14 protein-coding genes are annotated in these 20,607 nt (G+C 70.7%); 4 read left to right on the forward strand and 10 right to left on the reverse strand.

The annotated features are described in order from the left end of the window. Positions 1 to 202: 202 nt before the first annotated feature. The 3 genes from ACTWQI_RS26010 to ACTWQI_RS26020 form a co-directional block, all read right to left on the reverse strand. Positions 203 to 3,748, reverse strand: a complete 3,546-nt coding sequence (locus ACTWQI_RS26010) for a DNA polymerase III subunit alpha (RefSeq protein ID WP_443274227.1) — start codon at positions 3,746 to 3,748, stop codon at positions 203 to 205. 126 nt (positions 3,749 to 3,874) lie between these two features. After that, entirely contained in the window at positions 3,875 to 4,417 is a 543-nt protein-coding gene (locus tag ACTWQI_RS26015) for a methylated-DNA--[protein]-cysteine S-methyltransferase (RefSeq protein ID WP_443274180.1), read from the reverse strand. 24 nt (positions 4,418 to 4,441) lie between these two features. Further along, positions 4,442 to 6,037 (reverse strand): AlkA N-terminal domain-containing protein, encoded by a 1,596-nt coding sequence (locus tag ACTWQI_RS26020; RefSeq protein WP_443274228.1) that lies wholly within the window; start codon positions 6,035 to 6,037, stop codon positions 4,442 to 4,444. 429 nt (positions 6,038 to 6,466) lie between these two features. Here ACTWQI_RS26020 and ACTWQI_RS26025 point away from each other — a divergent pair, with 429 nt between their 5' ends. Next, positions 6,467 to 6,904 (forward strand): subtilase-type protease inhibitor, encoded by a 438-nt coding sequence (locus ACTWQI_RS26025; protein WP_443274181.1) that lies wholly within the window; start codon positions 6,467 to 6,469, stop codon positions 6,902 to 6,904. Between the two features lie 244 nt (positions 6,905 to 7,148). Here the strand turns inward: ACTWQI_RS26025 and ACTWQI_RS26030 are convergent, their stop codons facing one another. From ACTWQI_RS26030 to ACTWQI_RS26040, 3 genes are all read right to left on the reverse strand, one after another. After that, positions 7,149 to 8,225 carry a S1 family peptidase gene (locus tag ACTWQI_RS26030; RefSeq protein WP_443274182.1) on the reverse strand — a complete coding sequence of 359 codons (1,077 nt, stop codon included), beginning with the start codon at positions 8,223 to 8,225 and terminating at the stop codon, positions 7,149 to 7,151. A 273-nt stretch (positions 8,226 to 8,498) separates the two neighbouring features. Then, positions 8,499 to 9,443, reverse strand: coding sequence for a slipin family protein (locus ACTWQI_RS26035; RefSeq protein ID WP_443274183.1), 945 nt, complete (start codon positions 9,441 to 9,443; stop codon positions 8,499 to 8,501). A gap of 278 nt (positions 9,444 to 9,721) precedes the next feature. Then, on the reverse strand, positions 9,722 to 10,624 hold the full coding sequence (locus tag ACTWQI_RS26040; RefSeq protein WP_443274184.1) for a S1 family peptidase: 903 nt from the start codon (positions 10,622 to 10,624) through the stop codon (positions 9,722 to 9,724). Between the two features lie 982 nt (positions 10,625 to 11,606). Between ACTWQI_RS26040 and ACTWQI_RS26045 the strand changes: the two genes are divergently transcribed. Next, on the forward strand, positions 11,607 to 12,044 hold the full coding sequence (locus tag ACTWQI_RS26045; protein ID WP_443274185.1) for a cell division protein SepF: 438 nt from the start codon (positions 11,607 to 11,609) through the stop codon (positions 12,042 to 12,044). Between the two features lie 27 nt (positions 12,045 to 12,071). Here ACTWQI_RS26045 and ACTWQI_RS26050 read toward each other — a convergent pair whose 3' ends face one another. Together ACTWQI_RS26050 and ACTWQI_RS26055 are read right to left on the reverse strand one after the other, a co-directional pair. Next, entirely contained in the window at positions 12,072 to 13,250 is a 1,179-nt protein-coding gene (locus tag ACTWQI_RS26050) for an acyl-CoA dehydrogenase family protein (protein WP_443274186.1), read from the reverse strand. A 247-nt stretch (positions 13,251 to 13,497) separates the two neighbouring features. Next, the gene (locus tag ACTWQI_RS26055; protein WP_443274187.1) at positions 13,498 to 15,195 is read right to left on the reverse strand and encodes an MFS transporter; all 1,698 of its coding nucleotides are present in this window, start codon (positions 15,193 to 15,195) and stop codon (positions 13,498 to 13,500) included. A 580-nt stretch (positions 15,196 to 15,775) separates the two neighbouring features. On the opposite strand from ACTWQI_RS26055, the gene ACTWQI_RS26060 reads away from it, so the two are divergent. Continuing rightward, positions 15,776 to 16,846, forward strand: coding sequence for a phosphatase PAP2 family protein (locus tag ACTWQI_RS26060; RefSeq protein ID WP_443274188.1), 1,071 nt, complete (start codon positions 15,776 to 15,778; stop codon positions 16,844 to 16,846). A 127-nt stretch (positions 16,847 to 16,973) separates the two neighbouring features. Here the strand turns inward: ACTWQI_RS26060 and ACTWQI_RS26065 are convergent, their stop codons facing one another. Next, positions 16,974 to 17,189: a proteinase inhibitor I78 gene (locus ACTWQI_RS26065; protein ID WP_443274189.1), complete on the reverse strand. Its 216-nt coding sequence runs from the start codon at positions 17,187 to 17,189 to the stop codon at positions 16,974 to 16,976. Between the two features lie 546 nt (positions 17,190 to 17,735). Between ACTWQI_RS26065 and ctaD the strand changes: the two genes are divergently transcribed. Then, positions 17,736 to 19,427 (forward strand): aa3-type cytochrome oxidase subunit I, encoded by a 1,692-nt coding sequence (gene ctaD / locus ACTWQI_RS26070; RefSeq protein ID WP_443274190.1) that lies wholly within the window; start codon positions 17,736 to 17,738, stop codon positions 19,425 to 19,427. Here the strand turns inward: ctaD and ACTWQI_RS26075 are convergent. Then, on the reverse strand, positions 19,408 to 20,397 hold the full coding sequence (locus ACTWQI_RS26075; protein WP_443274191.1) for a helix-turn-helix transcriptional regulator: 990 nt from the start codon (positions 20,395 to 20,397) through the stop codon (positions 19,408 to 19,410). The genes ctaD and ACTWQI_RS26075 overlap by 20 nt on opposite strands. Between the last annotated feature and the right edge of the window lie 210 nt (positions 20,398 to 20,607).

Below are 20,607 nucleotides of genomic sequence, written 5' to 3' on the forward strand. Positions count from 1 at the left end.
GTCGCCAAGGCGCCGACTTCCGGCACTCCGGCGAACTCGTCCCTCTCCTCAAGCCCCCTGCCGGGCAGGGAACTTGACAGGCCACCTGCCTGCGGGGCCGCGTATGGCGCCCTCGGCGGCGGGGCGTCGGGGCGCATGGCCCCGTGCGGCTTCCCCGCCGAGCGGCGGAGCTGCGAGGCGGCACGCTTCGGGGTTCGCCGGGTCATCGTCCCGCGCTCCCCGGGCTGGAGTGCCACAGCTTGCGGCCGGTGGCGGCGCCCTCGCCCGCGGGGCGGAGGTCCGCCCAGGGGTGCATGGCGTAACCGGTGGGCAGATGGATGCGGCGGTCGCCTCCGGAGTCCGCCCCGTCACCGGGCTCCGAGGCGGATTCCGGCGCCGGTTCGCCGCCCGGCTCGCCGTCAGGGCCCGTGCCCGCCAGGCGGGCCGCGACCGCGTCCAAACCGCCCTCGCGGCGCAGCTCCACGAGTTCGGCGAGGTTCCACGCCACCGCCCCCACCACGCTGAGGCTGCGCGGTCCGCGCCGCTGAACCGTGCCACGGACCAGCAGTAGCCAGGAGTGGAAGACCGTATGCGCGCACGAGGCGTGGCTGTCGTCGAAGAAGGCCAGGTCGACCAGGCCCGTACCGTCGTCGAGGGTCGTGAAGATGACCCGGCGCCCGGAACGGATCGGCGGGGTCTGGGTGGCGACCTTGGCGCCGGCGACCAGCACCGTCTCGCCGTGCCGCGCGTCGGCCAGCCGCTGCGCCGGGGTCACGCCCAGCTCCTCCATGAACTCCTGGTGGTCGCCCATGAGATGGCGGGAGGTGTCCATGCCGAGCACGTTCAGCTCCGCGCCGAGCCGTTCTGCCGCGTCGAGGTCGGGCAGTCCCACCGGCTCCGTGACGGCCGCGGCACCCGGGTCCGCGTCCAGCGGAAGCTGTCCGGCGTGGGGGCCGCCGTCCCGCCGGGAGGCCTTCTGCCGCCGGTGCAGCTCGGCGATGTGCAGCAGCAGGTCGCGCCGGTTCCCGCCGAAGGCGTCCAACGCACCGACCTGGGCCAGCCGTTCGGCGATGGCCCGTCCCGGCCGGGCCCGCCGCCACAGGTCCTGGAGGGAGGCGTACGGCTGCCCGTCCGCGATCCGCTCCGCCTCGGCCTCGCTGATGCCGTGCACATCGCAGAGACCAAGCCGTATGCCCCACTTGCCCCCTGAAGCAGCATTATCACCAGACACCAGTTCGATCCGATAGGCCGATCCCGACCGGTTCACATCCAGCGGCAGGATCGGCACTCCGCGCCGCCGCGCGTCCGCCAGCAGCAGCCGCTTCGGGTACATCCCGGGGTCATGGGTGAGCAGCCCCGCGTAGAAGGCGGCCGGGTGATGGGCCTTCAGCCAGGCCGACTGGTACGTCGGCACGGCGAAGGCGACGGCATGTGCCTTGCAGAAGCCGTACGAACCGAACGCCTCGACGATCTCCCAGGTGCGCGCCAGCACCTCCGGCTCGTAGCCCCGCTTGGCCGACTCCCGCCAGAACCAGGTCCGTACCCGCCCCTGCCGTTCCGGATCCGACAGCGCGCGGCGCGCCTCGTCCGCGCGCCCCCGCCCGCAACCGGTCATGATCCGCAGAATCTCGATGATCTGCTCGTGGAAGACGACGACGCCGTACGTCTCGCGCAGCACCTCCTCCAGGTCCTCGTGCGGATAGCCCGGCGCCTTCCGCCCGTGCCGCCGCTCGATGAAGGGGCGCACCATGTCCGCCGCGACCGGCCCGGGACGGAAGAGCGAGATGTCGACGACGAGGTCGTGGAAGGTGCTGGGCTGGAGCCGCCCGATCAGATCGCGCTGGCCCGGCGACTCGATCTGGAAGCAGCCGAGCGTCTCGGTGGACCGGATCAGGTCGTACGTCGCCGGGTCGCCCGGCGGCACCATGGCCGGGTCGTCCAGGTCCACCCGCTCCCCCGAGGCCCGTTCGATCTCGGCCACCGCGTGCGCCATCGCGGACTGCATCCGCACGCCGAGGACGTCGAGCTTGAGCAGTCCCAGCTCCTCGACGTCGTCCTTGTCGAACTGCGACATCGGGAAGCCCTCGCCGCTGCTGGCAACGACCGGCGTACGAGCGTGCAGTGAAGCGTCGGACAGCAGCACCCCACAAGGGTGCATGGCGATGCCCCGGGGCAGACCGTCGAGCTCCTCGACCAGCTCCCACAGCCTGCCGTAACGTTCCTGCTCGGCAGCGACCGGGCGCAGCTCAGGCAGTTCGGCGAGCGCCGCCCGGGCGTCACGGGCCCGGATGTGCGGGAAGGCCTTGGCGAGTCGGTCGACCTCGGCCGGGTCCATTCCCAGGGCCGCGCCCACATCCCGGATGGCATGGCGCACCCGGTAGGTCTCGGGCATGGCGACCGTGGCGACCCGCTCCGCCCCGAAGCGGTCGAAGATCGCGCGGTAGACCTCCAGCCGTCGCGCCGATTCGACGTCGATGTCGATGTCGGGCAGCACGCGCCGGTCCCTGGACAGAAAGCGCTCCATCAGCAGGTGGTGCTCCACGGGGTCGGCGTGCGCGATGCCGAGGAGGTGGTTGACGAAGGACCCGGCGCCGGAACCGCGGGCGGTGACCCGGATGCCGAGGGCCCGGGTGTCGTCGACGACCTGGGCGACGGTGAGGAAGTACGAGGCGAAGCCGTGGAACGCGATGATGTCCAGCTCCTCGTGAAGTCGCTCCCAGCGCTCCCGGCTGCGGTCGTAGCCGCGCAGCACCATGGCGGCGGCACAGCGGGAGCGCAGGGCACGGTCGGCGGTGCGCCGCTCCGCGCCCACCAGGTGCGGCTCGGGGAAGTGCACACTGCCGAGGCCGAGATCGTCCTCGGGATCGACCAGGCACTCGGCGGCCGTCCGCTGCGTCTCCTCCAGCAGGCGGCGTGCGGTGTCCCGCCGGAAGCCCGCGGCCTCGGCGATCCGCTCGGCGATGCGGGCCATGTCCGGCGCGTCCTTGAGCCAGCGCTCACCGGTGTCGAGGGTGTCGGGCTTGCGCGGGTCGATGGGCACGAGACGGCGGGCGGCGTCGAGCACATCGGCGACCGGACCCTGCCGGGGGTCGGCGTAGCGGACGGCGTTCGTCAGCACGACCCGTACGCCCTGGTCCGCGGCGAAGCCGAGAGTACGGGCGGCAAGCCGGAGCGAGCCGGGACCGGTGCCCGTACGCCCCAGGTGCACGGCCTCCAGCCGGAGCGCGTCTCCGTGGATCTCCCGCCAGGGCTCGAGCAGTCGGGCCGCGCGGTCGGGGCGGCCCGTGGCGAGCGCCCGGCCGACCTCGGAGTCGGGGCCGAGCAGCACGGTCAGCCCGCTGTCCGCGGATTCTTCGAGATCCGGCCATCCCAGGAGGGGCCGCTCGGCGTCGGGGTCCGCATGGGCGGCGGAGATCAGCCGGCACAAAGTGGCCCAGCCTGAGGCACCGTCCCGCGCGAGGAAGATCACGCGGGGCGCGGACTCGTCGATGAACGCCCCGCCGCGCACCGGAGTGCGCCTGCGGGACGTACGCCCCCCGAGGTCCTGGGCGCGTTCCCGCACCGCAAGACCGGCGCCGAAGAGCGGTCGCACTCCGGCTTTCCCGCAGGCCCGGGCGAACCGGACCGTCCCGGCAAGGCTGTCCCGGTCGGTCAGCGCGAGAGCGTCCATGCCGCGCTCGGCGACACGGGCGGCCAGCATCTCCGGATGCGCGGCCCCGTACCGCATGGAGAACCCGGAGACGGTGTGCAGATGCGTGAACCCGGGCATCCGCACCTCCTGCCACTCGCCCACCCCCTGGCCGAATCCTTCTCGTCATCCCCCTTCCCCACCATAGCCCAACTCTCGAACATCCGTACGACACGATGCGGGCAGCGCGTCGAGCGTTTATTGCGGTCAGCCAGGGTCCGCAGCGCCGCTGTCGGCGTCACCCCATGCGGTGTTGCTGACGCCCTCGAGGGACAGCAGCCGGCGCTTGCGCTCCAGACCGCCCGCATAGCCGGTCAGCGAGCCGTCCGCACCGATCACGCGATGGCACGGGCGCACGACGAGCAGCGGATTCGCGCCGATCGCCGCCCCGAGGGCGCGGACCGCCGCGCGGGGCAGACCGATCTGCTCGGCGAGCTTCCCGTAACTGATGGTGCTGCCATACGGGATGGCCTCCAGCGCCTTCCAGACCCGCTGCTGGAAGTCGGTGCCCCGGGTGATGTGTTCGATGTCGAAGCGGGTCCGCTCGCCGTCGAAGTACGAGCGCAGCTGCGCTGCGATGCCGGCGAAGGCCTCCGGGTCGTGGCGCCAGTCGTCCTCGACCGTTGCCGCGCCCTTCTGGCCGGGCATGGACAGCGACGCCAGCGCGATGCCGCCCTGCGCCGTCGCGGACTCCTCACCGACGAGGAGCAGTTCGCCCAGCGGGCTGCCGATCGTCATGTAGACGGTCATCTCTCGTTCCTCTCTCACCATTCGTCAAGCTTTTTCCTGATACACGTCCATGGCGTCGCCTCGTTGTACCCGGACAGCCGAGTTCCACAGGTGGTGGGTGGCGTACGAGCGCCAGGGCCGCCACGCGTCGGTGTCCGCCGTCGAGGCGCCGAGGCGCCGCAGTGCGGCCCGTACGGCGGCGTCCCCGGCAGGCAGCACGTCCGGGTCGCCCAGCGCGCGCATGCGGATGTAGCCGGCCGTCCAGGGGCCGATGCCGCGCAGGGCGAGGAGCGCCTGCTCCGCCTCGGCCCGGTCGGCCCCCGGGTCGAGGCGGACCGTGCCGTCCGCGAGCGCCGCACACAGCGTCCGCAGCGCGGTGCGCCGGGATTCGGGCATGCCGAAGTCCTCGAGCGAGACCTCGGCGATGTCCTCCGCCCGCGGGAACAGATGGGTGAGTCCGCCGCTCGGAGCGGCCAGCGGTGCACCGATCGCCGCCACCAGCGCATCCCCCAGGCGCCGTCCGGCGGCCACCGAGACCTGCTGGCCCAGGACGGCGCGGATGGCCAGCTCCGGTCCGTCGGCCGCTCCGGGGGACCGAAGGCCTGGAAGCGCGGCGACGAGCGGGCCCAACACCGGGTCGGCGCCTAGGCGTTCGGCCACCGCGTACGGATCGGCGTCCAGGTCGAACAGACGCCGCATCCGCTGCGTGGCCGTGGTCAGATCCCGCAGGTCGTCCAGGTGCAACCGGCACTCGAGCCAGCCCGCCCCGGACTCCGTACGGGTGGCAGTGCCGCTGGGGGTGCTTCCACCCCGCATCCGGCGGGAGGGCCCCGGCCTGGCGGCGCCCCCGCCCGGCTTCTCGCGGACCTCGGCGATGCCGGTGCCATGCGGCAGCCGCAGTGTGCGCCGATAGGTCCGCGCACCGCGCTCGCCGGTGATCTCCTCGATGCCGGTGACGGCCCGCGCTCCCAGGTGGTCGAAGAGCTCGGCGGAGGCATACGGCCCTCGGCAGGCGAGCCGCAGCGGCACACCGGCCGCTCCGGCCCCCGGCCCCGACTCAGGCGCTCCGGAGCGGAAGGCGCGGCCGGGCCGGGCGGCGCGCAACTCGCCGGGCGTTGTCGCGTAGATCGCCCGGATGGTGTCGTTGAACTGCCGCACGCTGGCGAAGCCGGCTGCGAAAGCGATCTCCGCTGCGGGCAGTTCGGTGGTCTGCAGCAGCACTCGTGCGGTGTGAGCGCGCTGGGCCCGGGCGAGTGCGATGGGGCCCGCGCCGAGTTCGGCGCCCAGCTGACGCTGCACCTGCCGGGCGCTGTAGCCGAGGCGGCCGGCCAGCCCGGCCACTCCCTCGCGGTCGACGACGCCGTCGCCGATCAGGCGCATGGCCCGGCCGACGACGTCTGCGCGGGCGTTCCACTCGGCGGAGCCCGGCACCGCGTCGGGGCGGCAGCGGCGGCAGGCGCGGAATCCCGAGCTCTGGGCGGCGGCCGCGGTGGGGAAGAACGTGACGTTCTCGCGCCGGGGGGTGATCGCGGGGCAGCTGGGGCGGCAGTAGATGCCGGTGGTGGAGACGGCGAAGAAGAACTCACCGTCGAATCGGGCGTCCCTGCTGCGCACCGCCTCGTACCTGCTGTCTTCGTTCATCACGAGTCCACTGTGCGCGCCCGGGCGAGCGGATGCTGGCGGATATCGGACATCACCGTACGGCGGCCCGCCACCCGGACCCGCGGCCGCACGGTCGCCAGCCGGTCCGGGCGGCGTACGGATCCGTCGCGGCCGTCGGCAGATGAGACGAGGAACGTCGGTTTCCGGTCGAGGTGAGCCGGCCGGCCAACCGCCCGTTTAGGCATTTGCGCAGCTCAGATGGTTGTTTTTACTTGAACGAAGCAGTTTTGCCCACATTATGGACGGCGTTCACATTCTCTTCGCACACCCCTGACCTGCCCGAATGTCCATTCGGGCACGATCTGCTGCCACCTCGCGACCAGAAGTGACCGCCGGGCGTGCATTCACTGTTCGCATGAGCAAGACTCCGGTCCGGAATCTGCACCCGCGAGAACAAAGGAGTTCGATATGCGGTACACCCTGGGGGCCTTGGGAGCGACTGCCGCTCTGACCGTCGGAGCCCTGGCGGGCACGACCGGTACGGCGCAGGCCGCACCTGCGGACGCCGAGCGTCTGTACGCCCCCTCCGCGCTGGTGCTCACCACCGGCAGGGGCGAGGACGCGGCGACCGCCGCGGTGGAGCGGGCCGTACTGCTGAGCTGTAGCCCCAAGCCGACCGGCACGCACCCGGCGGCCTCACAGGCGTGTGCGCAACTGCACGAGGTGAAGGGGGATTTCGAGCAGCTGGCCGACACCAGCGGTTCCACCCGCGTGTGCACCAGGATCTGGGACCCGGTCGTGGTCACCGCGGACGGTGTCTGGGAAGGGCGCAGGGTCTCCTGGTCCCACACCTTCGCCAACCGCTGCGTGATGGAGGGCTCCCAGGGGGGCGTCTTCTCCTTCTGACCCGGGACACCAGCGCGACCGCCGACGATGCGGGTCCGGCGGAGCAGGCTGGGAACTGCCGCTCGAAGACCCGCTGAGCGAGGTCTTTCATGGGGCCGTCGCGCCCCGGGGCCGTGGGGGACTCGGACGCGACGGCGCCGGTCTCCGGACACTATGGGTGGTGTCCGGAGACCGGCTGGCCGGCCGTTCCGACGGCCGGATGACGCATCGGGGGTGCCGATGGCGTGGGGCGACGAGGCCGAGATCAGCCGATCTCGGCGCCGACCGCCTCCAGCGCCTCAGGCACCGGCTGGAAGAAGGTCGTGCCGCCCGAGGTGCAGTTGCCGCTGCCGCCCGAGGTCAGGCCCAGCGCCGTGTCACCGGCGAAGAGCGCGCCGCCGCTGTCGCCCGGCTCGGCGCAGACCGTGGTCTTGATCAGACCCTCGACCGTGCCCTGGGCGTAGTTCACGGTCTCGTTGAGGCCGGTGACCTCGCCGTCGTGCACCTGGGTGGTGCTGCCGCTGCGCTGCACCTTCTGACCGATGGTGGCTTCGCCGGCCTTGGCTATCGCCTGCGTGCTGCCGTTGTAGAGGTTCACCGCACTGGGGTGCTCGACATCACCCGTGTACTTCACGAGTGCGAAGTCGTCGCCCGGGAAGCTGGACTTCTCCATGGTGCCCATCGCGGAGCCGCCCGCGGACTCGGACCACGTGCTGCCCTCGTCCCCGCAGTGACCGGCGGTGAGGAAACCGGCCCCGTCGCCCACCTTCACATTGAAGCCGAGCGAACAGCGTGCACCACTGCTGTGGATGGCGTCGCCGCCCGCGATGAAGGGCTTGAACTCACCGGCCGTCCGCTCCACCACGGCCTTGCCGCCGAGGCTGTCGACCACCTTGTTGAGCCGGCCGAGCGCGGCACCCTTGACGGTGCGGTCCGCCGTCACGACGACCTTGTTCGTCCGCGGGTCGATCGACCATGAGGTGCCCGGAATCGTGGCCTTGTCGGCCAGCGTCTCGCGCGCCGACGTCAGCTGGGCGAGCGTGTTCCGTACGATCTTCGCCTCGGCACCTTGCTCGCGGACCGCGTCCGCGGCCGCCTCGTCGAGGACATTGACCACGAGCTTCTTGGCCTTGGCGTCGTAGTACGAGCCGGCCGTGTCGGCGCCGAGATCGGAGACGACCGCGGACGCCAGCTTCGTCGCCGCCGAGACAGACAGGGTGTCCGGGCTCGGGGCGGAGGGCGACGCATTGGCATTCGACAAGGTGAGCGCTGCGGCGACGACCGCCGCCAGTCCCGCACCCGCGATCGCCGTGCGCCGCTTTGTGATCCGTCGATGCTTCAACTCAGGACCTCCAGTGGGGGGTTGGGCCTGCCGTGGGGAGCATTGGCCCGGAGGACGGCAGAACGCGCACCAGGACAGCAAGCGTCCATAGTCGCGTTCATGCCAATAGTCCTGCCGAAGTATTCCGGGGGGCTAAGCAGTGCACAAGGTTGACTTCGGGCCGCGCACACCAGAACGCCGATGCGCCCCGTAAAGGCGCGCATCGGCGTTCTGGCACGTTTAGTTCGGCGGGTGAGCACTCACCGCGGATGAGTGGTCAGCAGTGGGTGAGGTCTACTCCTGTCCGGAAACAGTCCCTCCGGTTCCGGAATCCGATGGTGACCGGTCACTTGCCGGACGCTCACCATCGGCCTGGCCGGGCTCGGCGGGAACCGGGCTGTCGGCCCCGGAAGACTCCGGTGGCGTCGGCGCCGGCGCCGTCCGCTCCGCGTCCCGCTCCTCGACCGCCGGATACAGCCCCTGCGATCCCCGCTCCAGGAAGCGCAGCAGCTCCACCGGGATGGGCAGCACCAGCGTGGAGTTCTTCTCGGCGGCCACCGCCATCACGGTCTGCAGCAGCCGCAGTTGCAGCGCCGACGGCGTGTCCGCCATCTGCGTGGCGGCCTCCGCCAGCTTCTTCGAGGCCTGCAGCTCCGCGTCGGCATTGATGACCCGGGCACGCCGCTCGCGGTCGGCCTCCGCCTGGCGGGCCATCGACCGCTTCATCGTCTCCGGCAGCGAGACGTCCTTGATCTCCACCCGGTCCACGGTCACGCCCCAGCCGAGGGCAGGGCTGTCGATCATCAGCTCCAGGCCCTGATTGAGCTTCTCCCGGTTGGACAGCAGATCGTCGAGCTCGCTCTTGCCGATGATCGAGCGCAGTGAGGTCTGGGCCATCTGTGAGACGGCGAACCGGTAGTCCTCGACGTTGACGATCGCGTCGGCGGCATCCACGACCTTGAAGTAGACGACGGCGTCGACCCGTACCGTCACGTTGTCGCGCGTGATGCCTTCCTGCCCCGGCACCGGCATCGTGACGATCTGCATGTTCACCTTGCGGAGGCGGTCCACGATCGGAACGATCATGGTGAATCCCGGTTCGCGGACTTTGGGCAGCAGCCGTCCGAGGCGGAGGACGACCCCGCGCTCGTACTGTTTGATCACACGGGCTGCTGCCATGGCGTACACCGCGCCGCAGGAGAGTACCGCCGCACCCGCCGCCACGAGCTCCTCGACCATCACGGCCACCTGCCGTCCGTATCGCGAGCAATACCCCGTTCGGGGCCTGGTCTCCACGATAAATCCGATACCGGGCGGGTGGGGAGTGGGGCCGCCCACGAGCAGGGTGAGCCCCCGCCCGGTCCTCCCCCGGACATCGGGCCGGGAGGTGGAGCGAGGCAGGGGCTCACCTGTCGCACTGCGGGTCGGCGCCCTGGTCGGTCGGGACCGTACCCCGGATCATCAGGTCGCTCCGGGTCCGTACGGCGTCCGGGACGGGCGGCGCGGGGGAGTCCGGATCAGTAGACGCTCACGCCGTACGCGCTCAGCGCCTCCCTCACCGGCTGGAAGAAGGTCGTACCGCCGGAGCTGCAGTTTCCGCTGCCGCCGGAGGTCAGGCCGATGGCCCGGCTGCCGGAGTAGAGCGGGCCGCCGCTGTCGCCGGGCTCGGCGCAGACGTTCGTGCGGATCATGCCGTAGACGACGTCGCCGTTGCCGTAGTTCACCGTGGCGTTCAGGCCGGTGACCTGACCGCTGTGGGTTCCGGTGGTGCTGCCGCGCCGGGTGACCGACATGCCCGCCGTGGCGTCCGCGGCGCTGGTGATGTCCTGGCTGCCGACCGTGCCCGGCTTGCTGATCGAGGTGTTGCTGTACCGGACGATGCCGTAGTCGTTGCCGGGGAAGCTCGAGCCGGAGGTCGGGCCGAGGACGGTGGTACGGGCGGAGTTCGCGTACCAGGTGCCCGCGCCGTCAGTGCAGTGACCGGCGGAGAGGAAGTAGTACGTGCTGCCGCTGCGGACGTTGAAACCGAGCGAACAGCGCCAGCTGGCGGCGTAGGTGGCGTCGCCGCCGGAGATGAGCTTGCTGAGCTTGCCGGGGGTGCGTTCGATACGGATGGCGCCGGCGTTCGCACCGGCTTCCTTCTTGATGTCCGCGATCTCGGCACGCGAGACCGTGCTGTCGGCAGTGACGACAAGGGCATTGGTCTTCTTGTCGATATGCCATGCGGTGCCTGCCACGTCTGCGGCGAGCACCGCGTCGCCCGCCGCGGAGAGCGCCTCAGCGCTGTAGGAGCGTGCGGTGGTCTCGGCATTGGCGGCGGGCACTGCGAGCGCCGTCGCGGCAACGAGCCCGGACGCCACGGCGATCAGCCGGGTACGTCTCGCTGTGCCGCCGTGGGGGGTCGTGCGCTTGATCCTCACTGGTTCCTCCAGAGGGGAATCGGGGGTCCGCTTGGGTGGGCGGGCCCATGAGGCGCAGCCAGTCGAGCACTACGGATTCCGCATGTGTCCGGATTTCGGATACGTCGTGCCCCTGACAAACGCTGGGGGGAGTATTTGGCGGGCGGGCCCGTGGCCGCAAGGGCGTCTTTCAGCCGTGATCCGCGCATACCGAGAGCCCCGGCGGCCGGTGACCACCGGGGGAACTGCGCGTCGGCGCGACCGGCGTGGTCGATGCCGGTCGTTGTGTTCGACGTGTCAGCGCGTCAGACGGTTCCGCTTCACTGCCGGGAAGGTCATGTCCCGCCGACGCGAGGCGTTTTCTGCTGTCGTGTCCGGCTGCCGCGCACAGAGCCGTCCACACCGGGCCGACTGCGCCTTCAGCCCGTGCGGCGAGCCGGTGTCATCCCGCCTCCGCGGCGGAGTTTCGGGCGGCCCTCAAAGGTCGCCGACGCAGCCGGCGAGCCCGGCGGCGCGCCTCACCACCACGGATCGGCCGACCGGCGCTACTTGGCCGAAATCCGACCCCACCGCACGGGCCGTGCGGTAGCGGCATCCACGCCGCCAGCCACCGCCCGTCCTCCGGAGCCGCCGCCCGCCGAACTCGAGGATCAGCAGCAGTCGCAGGGCAGCAGCAGTCGCAACCACAGTCCAGGCAGCCGCACTTGTGGCAGCAGCCCTCGCGCTTCTCGCGCGATCAAGGGGCCGCGTAACGCCACTCCGCACCCCGCCCGGAAGCCGCGCCGCACGGGCTTGCGGGGTTCGTGCGCGAACGCGGCCCGCCGACGGAGAATCCAGACCGTCAGTAGCCATCGTGGCCGGAACCTTGACGCTCCGACATTCGTTGTGCACCAGTACCGTCACGAAATTTCTGTGTGGGGGCTATTCGCTTGGCGCAACTTCCGCATGATGGACGACCATAGGGGGGCGGACATCACGGACCGCGTGGCGAGAGGAGGCGACCATGGGATCGGTGCGGAAGGCGAGTGCCTGGCTGGGCCTCGTTGATGACAGCGATGACGACCGCTACTACGACGACGACTACGCCGAGAGCCCCGAGACCGCTGACGCCTGGGTGACCGATCCTCGTGTGCGTGTGGCGTCCGAGTCCGCGCAGGAGAAGGGCCGCCGGATCTCGACCGTCACCCCGGACGGTTTCCGGGATGCCCGCGGAATCGGGGAGCTCTTCCGCGACGGCGTCCCGGTGATCGTGAACCTCACCACCATGGAGGCCGCCGACGCCAAGCGCGTGGTGGACTTCGCCGCCGGGCTGACCTTCGGGCTGCGCGGCTCCATCGAGCGGGTGGCCACCCGGGTTTTCCTGCTCACGCCGGCCGAATACCAGGTGGTCAGCGGCGAGGCGGCCCGCCGCGCCAACGACGGCTTCTTCAACCAGAGCTGAGGGCAGGGGCGCTCACCGTGCGCCTCGTCACCGGAACGCATCGATCCCGGTCAGCGCCTTGCCCAGCACGAGCTGGTGCATCTCGACCGTGCCTTCGTAGGTGAGCACCGACTCCAGATTCGTCGCGTGCCGCATCACGGGGTACTCCAGCGAGATGCCGTTGGCGCCCAGGATCGTCCGGGCGGTGCGGCAGATCTCGATCGCCTCCCGTACGTTGTTCAGCTTGCCGAAGCTGACCTGCTCCGGCCGGAGCGTTCCCGCGTCCATCCGCTGCCCCAAGTGGTGCGCGAGCAGGATGCCTTTGTGCAGCTCGACCGCCATGTCCGCGAGTTTGGCCTGGGTGAGCTGGAATCCGCCGATCGGCCGGCCGAACTGCTCGCGGGTCTTGGCGTATTCGACCGCCGTCTCGAAGCAGGTCCGGGCGGCGCCCATTGCGCCCCACACGATGCCGTAGCGGGCGTGGCTCAGGCAGCTGAGCGGACCGCGGAGCCCGGTCACCCCCGGCAGCACGGCATCGGCCGGAAGCCGGACGTCGTCGAGCACCAACTCGCTGGTGACCGAGGCGCGCAGCGACCATTTGTGCTTGATCTCGGGCGCGGAGAAACCCGGGGTGTCGGTGGGGACGACGAAACCCCGGATGCCCTCGTCGGTGCGAGCCCAGACGATCGCCACTCCGGCGACCGAGCCGTTGGTGATCCACATCTTGCGGCCGGTCAGCACCCAGTCCGAGCCGTCGCGCTTGGCGTAGGTGCGCATTCCGGCCGGGTCGGAGCCGTAGTCGGGCTCGGTCAGCCCGAAGCAGCCGATGATCTCCCCGGCGGCCATGGACGGCAGCCAGCGCTGCTTCTGCTCCTCGGAGCCGAAGCGGTGGACGGCGTACATGGCGAGGGAGCCCTGCACGGAGACGAGGGAGCGGATGCCGGAGTCGGCGGCCTCCAGCTCCAGGCAGGCGAGCCCGTACTGCACGGCGCTCGCGCCCGCGCAGCCGTAGCCGTCGAGGGACATGCCGAGGGCGCCGATCGAGCCGAGCTCGCGGGCCAGTTCCCGTACGCGGGGCAGCTCGCCGCGCTCGTACCAGTCGGCGATCTCCGGCAGGACGCGGTCGGCGGCCCACTCCCGTACCGTCGCGCGCACCGCGAGGTCCTCGGCGCTGAGCAGGTCGTCGAGCCCGAGCAGGTCGCTGGGGTCGAACGGCGGCGCAGACATGGATCCTCCTGGGGGCACCCCCCAACAGAAAGCCGGGGGACAGTGATCATTTGCGGCTCGGGGCCGACGCTACGACCAGGCAGCCCCTCGCGTCCAGAGGGCCCATCGTCCGCTCCCCCGGCGCCGTCCGGCGGGCTGTGCCCTCGTGGTTGCTCGTCGAGCGGAAGCGGGGGCTGAGGCCGGCGGTGCCGTGCTCAGCGCACCATGTGCCGTCGGCAGGCAACGGTGACCGCCGTACGGCGCCGGGTCAGCGAGGTGTCTCGGCGCCGACACCGGCGCGGGTACGGGTCTGCTGGCCCGGGATGGCGCCGACCGGGCTCGTCATGGCCGGCGCGCTCCCGTGCGGGGCCCGCTCCGGCCGCGGGGCCGCCTCGCGGCCTGAGCCGCACTCCATGACCCGCGGCAGGCGCAACGCGGCGAACGCACCGAGCAACAGCAGCAGAGCGCTCGCGACGAGGGTGACGTGCAGGCCGTGGACGAAGGCGTCGCGGGCCGCCTCGCGCAGCGCGGCACCGCTGGGGCCACCGAGGCGGCGCGCCACCTCGTAGGCCTCGCCGAGCGAGTGCCCCGCGGCGCTGCTCGCCGCTGACGGCACGCCGGGCACCGAGGAGACGCCGGGGGCGTAGGCGCCGTTCATGACACTGCCGAGCAGGGCTATGCCGATGCCGGCACCGAGCTGGTACGAGGTCTCCCCGATGGCCGCCGCGCCGCCGGCCTGCTGGGCGGGGGCTTCGCTCAGCATCGATTCGTAACTGCCGAAGAGCGTGGTCTCCAGGCCGAAGCCGAGCAGCACGAGGGCCGCCGTCAGCAGCCCGGGCCGGTCGTGCAGGCCCATAAGGGTCAGCAAGAGCACCGCCGCGGCGGTGAGCGAGAAGCCGAGGGCGACCATGGCCCGTGGGCCGAAGCGCTGGAGCATACGGGAGCCGAGGAGCCCGGCGGCCATCGCAGCCACAGTCAGCGGGACCATTCGCAGACCGGTCTGGAGCGGGGAGAACCCGAGGACCAGCTGGAGGTACTGGGTCGCGATCAGCTGCAGGCCCACCAGCGCGAGCATGGCGAGGACGATGCAGCCCACCGAGGTGCCGAAGGCGGGCCTGGCGAACATCCGCAGGTCGACGAGGGGATGCTCGCGGCCGCGCTGGCGGCGGACGAAGACGATCAGCAGCGCGGCGCCGGCGATCAGCGGGACGAGGGTGGCCGGGTGGAGCACGGCCTCCTGGCCGCCGATCCGCTTGACTCCCAGCACGACGCCGAACAGGCCGAACGCGGCCAGCAGCGCGCCGAGCACGTCCCAGGGACCGTTGCGGTCGCCGGTCGACTCGGGCAGCAGCCAGCGGCCGATCGGCAGGCAGACCGCCATCAGCGGGATGTTGACGAGGAAGACCGAGCCCCACCAGAAGTGCTCGAGGAGGAAGCCGCCGAGCAGCGGGCCGACGGCCGCGCCGACCGCGGCGACCGCGCTCCAGATGCCGATGGCCAACGCTCGCTCGCGCCGGTCGGGGAAGACCTGGCGGAGGATCGACAGCGTGGCGGGCATGATCATCGCGCCGCCGACGCCGAGCAGCGCCCGCGCCGCGATGAGGACGTGTGGACCGTCGGCGAAGGCGGCGACGGCCGAGGCCACGGCGAAGAGGGCGTAACCGAGCAGCAGGACGCGCCGGCGCCCGATGCGGTCACCGAGCGTGCCGAAGAGGATGAGCAGGGAGGCGGCGACGAGCGGGTAGGCGTCGACGATCCAGAGGAGCTCGATCGCGCCGGGGCGGAGGTCCTCCGTGACGGCGGGGACGGCGACGTGGAGCACCGTCGCGTCCAGTGCGACGAGCAGCAGGCTCACGCAGAGGACGACCAGCACGACCCAGCGGTTGGCCCCGCCGCCACCGCTGCCGCGCGAATGCCAGGGAACGTCCGCTGCCCGCCGGTCGCGGGCCGTGGTCGTTCCGGACAAAGTACGCACCTCCCAGTGGTGTGCTCGCAGTCACCGGTGCCACGGCACTGCGGCCGGCCGGTCTGGCGCCGAAAGGCGGAGTAAAGCGCCAGAGTACGCGAGTCGGGGCGCGGGAAGCGCGGTCCTCTCGACCTTCGTCAACGATGACACGTGGTGTTCGCCACGTACATTCGGGCGATGGGCTACGTAGCGGTGAGCGGTGGTCGGCGCAGCGTGAGGACGATCGAGCCGCCCCGGCGCTCCGCCCGACCGCCCGGGCGGGACTCCGCGACCCCTCGCTCCCTCGCGAAGAACCAGGTCACACCCTTGATCACGAATTCGGTACCGAGTGCTGGACCGACCTCGGTAAAGCGAGAAGCGCAACTTCACGGAAAATTCACGGCCACCGGAAGGTAAACGCGCCGGTGCGCTCGAAACAGGACGCCGGGCAATGGTTCTGAGAAATTCACCCGCCGGTCACTCGGGTTTTGGCGGAGCCGCCCGAATAACGAGCCGTGGGACGGCTACTCCACATCACATCGTCATCACGAAGCCGGTGCCCCCACCAGGGCCGCCGCTCACCCCCTGTAACGTCGATTGAGTGCGTACCGACCAAGTCTTCGCCCGGCTGGAGCAGGAGCCGGAGCGACCGAGCCGCCGCGATGTCCCGCGGATGAGCCGAACACGCATGGTGTTGTTCGGTTCCGCCGTCGTGTTCTACGCGGCCATCGTCGCGGCCGTCTTCGTGAGCGACTACCTCGTCCTCCTGGACTGGCAGGTGATGTTCTTCCGGCCCTACAAGCAGTGGCCCGACCTGCACGCCTTCCTCGACTACTTCGTGGTGCTGGGCCAGCGCGGGCCGACCGCGGTGCTGGTGGCCGCGTGGCTCGGCTGGCGCTCCTGGCGGCAGCGCACCCTGCGCCCGCTGCTCGCCCTGGGCATGGCGCTGCTGCTGCTCAATATCACCGTGGGATCGGTGAAGTACGGGCTCGGCCGGCTCGGCCCGCACTACGCGACGACGGTCGGCTCGGCCGAGATGTTCGCCGGTGGGGATATATTTCCTTCGGGGCACACCGCAAATGCCGTGGTGACATGGGGAATTCTGGCCTATCTGGCGACGACTCCCCAGGCCCGGCGGGTGCTGTCCGTCGTCGGCGCCGTGTTCGCGCTCGGCGTCGGGGCGACCACCGTGTACCTCGGTACGCACTGGGTCAGCGATGTGCTGCTCGGATGGGCCGCCGGCCTGCTGATCCTGCTGGCGCTGCCCTGGTTCGAACCCTTCATCGCCTGGGCCGAGCAGCGCATTCTCGCGGCCCGGGACCGACTTCGCGAGCACGGTGTGCGTACTCCGGCCCCGGTCCCCGCGACCGCCGCCCACCCCTCGCTGGTCACCCAGCGGGGCTTCGCGGCGGATCTGCCTCCCGTGCTCGAACCCGTAGGTGCGGGTTCGCCTCGTCCGGCAGGGCTGGGGTCCCCGTCCGTCGTCCGGAGCGTCGAGACACGGCCGCATCACCCGCCACGAGCACATACGGTGCGGTCCGAGCGCACGCCCGTCACACCGACCGGCAGCCGCCGACCGCCGCACTCGGACCGCACACCGCACACCGACCGCACTCCGCGCTCGACCGCTCCGCTGGGCCCGGCAGCCCCGCACGGACGGACCGGGGGCTGATCTCGCGGGGGGACGGTACGCACGTATCCCCCGGAGTACGACGGCCCCGGCGCCCCTGCTCGAGCGCCGGGGCCGTCAGCGTGTGCGCGTGGGCGACGCCACCGTCAGCGTGTGCGCGGCGGCACCGTCAGCCCTTCCAGCAGCGGACGACCTCACCGTCCTTGACGGCCAGGTTGATGCGGCCGGACAGGTACTCCATGGTGATGATCGCGTCCGGCGGGAGCGTACGGACCGTGGTCCAGCCGCGCTGCCGGGCCCGCTCTTCGGCAGCCCCGACGTCAAGTCCGACATAGGCCTCGGGGTCGTCGTCGGCCGGCTCCATGTGGTTCGACGTGTCGTTCATGAAGCCCACCGTAGGCGCGTCCCGCAGTCGGTGGAAGCCACCCCTTTGCAACCGCGGAGTGTACGGACCGTCACGCTTGTGTCACAGGGGCGCCCCCCGTTTGCCCCGATTGCCGTCACTCGTACGGGCCCTTCTCGGCCGCCGAGAACGCACTTCCAAAGACGCCACATTGCATTTCTGACACTGCTTCGCATCGTCTTCTGAATTCCGAACCCGAGCGGCACTCAAGGGAATTGCGGGGCGATACCGAACAGCGGGTTTATACCGGTCTGATCGCGGTACTCGGGCGCGGCAGCAGCCCTGGCAGACAAAGTCTGAAAACACCGGACATGAGCGCGATGCGAACCGTCGCCCCCGGGCGCGCCCACCCACGCGCCCGCCGGGCGAACTCACGACAGACCTCTGTCCGCGCGGGGGGCATCGAGGCGAGACTCAGACCGGTGCGGGGCTGCGGCGCGGTGCCGGGAGAACCCGGCGAACGGGGCATACCGTGCCCGTGGAGCACCGACCCTGCAGCCTGAACCGCGATGCGCGAGGGGGGCGTCGATGAGTACCCGGATCCCGGAGGCGAGCGCCGGTCCCGCACCCGCACGGACCCCGGGCCGAGTCGTCGTCGACTGGCTGACCACCACCGATCACAAGAAGATCGGCCACCTCTACCTGGTCACGTCCTTCGTCTTCTTCCTGGCCGGCGGGCTGATGGCACTGATGATGCGCGCCGAGCTGGCCCGCCCGGGGCTGCAGGTGATGTCGAGCGAGCAGTACAACCAGGCGTTCACCCTGCACGGCACGATCATGCTGCTGCTGTTCGCGACCCCGACCTTCGCGGGCTTCGCCAACGAGATCATGCCGCTGCAGATCGGCTCACCGGATGTCGCCTTCCCTCGGCTCAACATGCTCTCGTACTGGCTGTTCCTCTTCGGCGGATTGATGGTGCTCGGCAGCCTCCTCGTACCGAGCGGCGCGGCGGACTTCGGCTGGACCGCATACGCCCCGCTGAACAGCAAGGAGCGCACCCCCGGTATCGGCGCCGATCTGTGGATCATGGGTCTTGCGCTGGCCGGCTTCGGCACGATCCTCGGCGCGGTGAACTTCCTGACCACGATCATCGCCATGCGCGCCCCCGGCATGACCATGTTCCGCATGCCGATCTTCACCTGGAACACCCTCTTCACCTCGATCATGGTGCTGATGGCCTTCCCGGTGCTGGCCGCAGCCCTGCTGTGTCTGGAGGCCGACCGGCGGTTCGGGTCATGGGTGTTCCAGCCGGAGTTCGGTGGGACGCTGCTGTGGCAGCACCTCTTCTGGTTCTTCGGGCATCCGGAGGTCTACATCATCGCGCTGCCGTTCTTCGGCATCGTCACCGAGATCCTGCCGGTCTTCTCCCGGAAGCCGATCTTCGGTTATCTCCCGCTGATCGGGGCGACGATGGCAATTACCGGTCTGTCCATGGTGGTGTGGGCGCATCACATGTTCGCGACGGGTGCGGTGCTGCTGCCGTTCTTCTCCCTTCTCTCCTTTCTCATCGCGGTGCCGACGGGGGTGAAGTTCTTCAACTGGACCGCGACGATGCTGCGCGGCTCGCTGTCCTTCGAGACCCCGATGCTCTGGTCGGTGGGTTTCCTGGTGACCTTCCTGTTCGGCGGGCTCACCGGGGTGATCCTGGCTTCCCCGCCGATCGACTTCCACGTCACCGACACCTACTTCGTCGTCGGCCACTTCCACTACACCGTCTTCGGCACCGTGACCTTCGCGACCTTCGCGGGCTTCTACTTCTGGTGGCCCAAGTTCACCGGGAAGAGGCTCGACGAGCGGCTGGGGAAGCTCCACTTCTGGACGCTGTTCGTGGGCTTCCAGACCACCTTCCTGGTCCATCACTGGCTGGGCGCCGAGGGGATGCCGCGGCGGTACGCCGACTATCTGGCGGCCGACGGTTTCACCGTGCTGAACTCGGTCTCCTCGATTGGTGCGTTCCTGCTCGGCCTGTCCACGCTGCCGTTCCTCTACAACGTCTGGAAGACCGCGCGATACGGCAGCAGGGTCGAGGCCGACGACCCGTGGGGCTTCGGCCGGTCGCTGGAGTGGGCGACGTCCTGTCCCCCGCCGCGCCACAACTTCGTGACCATGCCGCGCATTCGCTCCGAATCGCCCGCCTTCGACCTGCACCACCCGCAGGCGGCGGCGCTGGTGCAGTCGCCGCCCTGGCGTGAGGAGCGGCTCACGGAAGGCGAGGAGTGACGGCCGTCCGCGGGGTCAGGGCCCGGCCGAGCCGGTCCGCGATCTCCCTGATGTGGTCGTTCAGCTCGGCGGGCTCGCGCACGTCGAACTCGAAGCCCATCAGCACGATGTGGATGACCAGCACGTCGAGCGTGTGGGCTCCGGTGTGCAGCAGGCAGCTGTGCTCGTCGATCGCCTCCAGGACGCCGGCCGACGGGGAGATCCGCTGTGCGGCCTCCTCGGCTGACGCGTGCAGCAGGACCACCGCCTTCGCCGCGTAGGCCGCGGTGGACACCCCGCGCGAGACATATGCCGCGAGGTCCTCCGCGGGCGGCGTGCGCGGCTCGAACCGCGGGCCGTGCGGCGGTTTTGGGGTGATACGGTCCGCGCGGAAGGTACGCCAGTCCTCCCGCTCGACGTCCCAGGCGACCAGGTACCAGCGCCGCTCGGTGAAGACTAGGCGGTGCGGGTCGACGACCCTCCGCGTCGCCGACCCGGCGTGGTCGCGGTACTCGAAGCGCAGCCGCTCCCGGTCGCGGCAGGCGTGCACCAGCTCGGTCAGCGTAGCCGCGTCGACGGTCGGGCCTCGGCGCCCGCCGAGCATCGGCACGGTGTACGAGTTGAGCGCCGCCACGCGTCGCCGCAGCCGGGATGGCAGCACCTGTTCCAGCTTGGCGAGGGCTCGTACGGATGTCTCCTCGATGCCCTCGATGCCGCCGCCCGCCACCGTCCTCAAGGACACGGCGACGGCGACGGCCTCCTCGTCGTCGAGCAGCAGCGGCGGCAGTTGGGCACCGGCGCCGAGTTGGTACCCGCCGCCCGTGCCCGGGCTGGCGTGCACCGGGTAGCCCAGCTCGCGCAGCCGGTCCACATCCCGGCGCACGGTTCTCGGGGTCACCCCGAGGCGGTCGGCGAGGTCCCGGCCGGACCATTCGCGATGGGCCTGCAGCAGCGAGAGCAGGCGAAGCAGCCGTGCCGAAGTCTCCAACATGCCTCTCACCCTTCCGGCCCTTGAGGACAATCACCGTCCTCAAGGGTGTCCAGCGTAAGGGCACGCCTTTCCCCGCCGCCCCGACCCGATCCCTGCTAGATCCTGTCCGGTCGATCAGGCCGGATCAGGGAGCGGCGTCTGGTGCAGGAGGCACCCCCAGCGGTAGCTGAGGGAGGAGTCCATGCGGTGGGGGCACCTCCCAGCGGTAGC

It is taken from the genome of Streptomyces sp. KR80, assembly GCF_052245555.1.
GTDB lineage: Bacteria > Actinomycetota > Actinomycetes > Streptomycetales > Streptomycetaceae > Streptomyces.

Coding starts and splice junctions, on each gene's coding strand:
- ACTWQI_RS26010 (WP_443274227.1), bottom strand. CDS start 3,748: ATGCCCGGGTTCACGCATCTGCACACCGTCTCCGGGTTCTCCATGCGG.
- ACTWQI_RS26015 (WP_443274180.1), bottom strand. CDS start 4,417: ATGACCGTCTACATGACGATCGGCAGCCCGCTGGGCGAACTGCTCCTC.
- ACTWQI_RS26020 (WP_443274228.1), bottom strand. CDS start 6,037: ATGAACGAAGACAGCAGGTACGAGGCGGTGCGCAGCAGGGACGCCCGA.
- ACTWQI_RS26025 (WP_443274181.1), top strand. CDS start 6,467: ATGCGGTACACCCTGGGGGCCTTGGGAGCGACTGCCGCTCTGACCGTC.
- ACTWQI_RS26035 (WP_443274183.1), bottom strand. CDS start 9,443: ATGGTCGAGGAGCTCGTGGCGGCGGGTGCGGCGGTACTCTCCTGCGGC.
- ACTWQI_RS26045 (WP_443274185.1), top strand. CDS start 11,607: ATGGGATCGGTGCGGAAGGCGAGTGCCTGGCTGGGCCTCGTTGATGAC.
- ACTWQI_RS26050 (WP_443274186.1), bottom strand. CDS start 13,250: ATGTCTGCGCCGCCGTTCGACCCCAGCGACCTGCTCGGGCTCGACGAC.
- ACTWQI_RS26065 (WP_443274189.1), bottom strand. CDS start 17,189: ATGAACGACACGTCGAACCACATGGAGCCGGCCGACGACGACCCCGAG.
- ctaD (WP_443274190.1), top strand. CDS start 17,736: ATGAGTACCCGGATCCCGGAGGCGAGCGCCGGTCCCGCACCCGCACGG.
- ACTWQI_RS26075 (WP_443274191.1), bottom strand. CDS start 20,397: ATGTTGGAGACTTCGGCACGGCTGCTTCGCCTGCTCTCGCTGCTGCAG.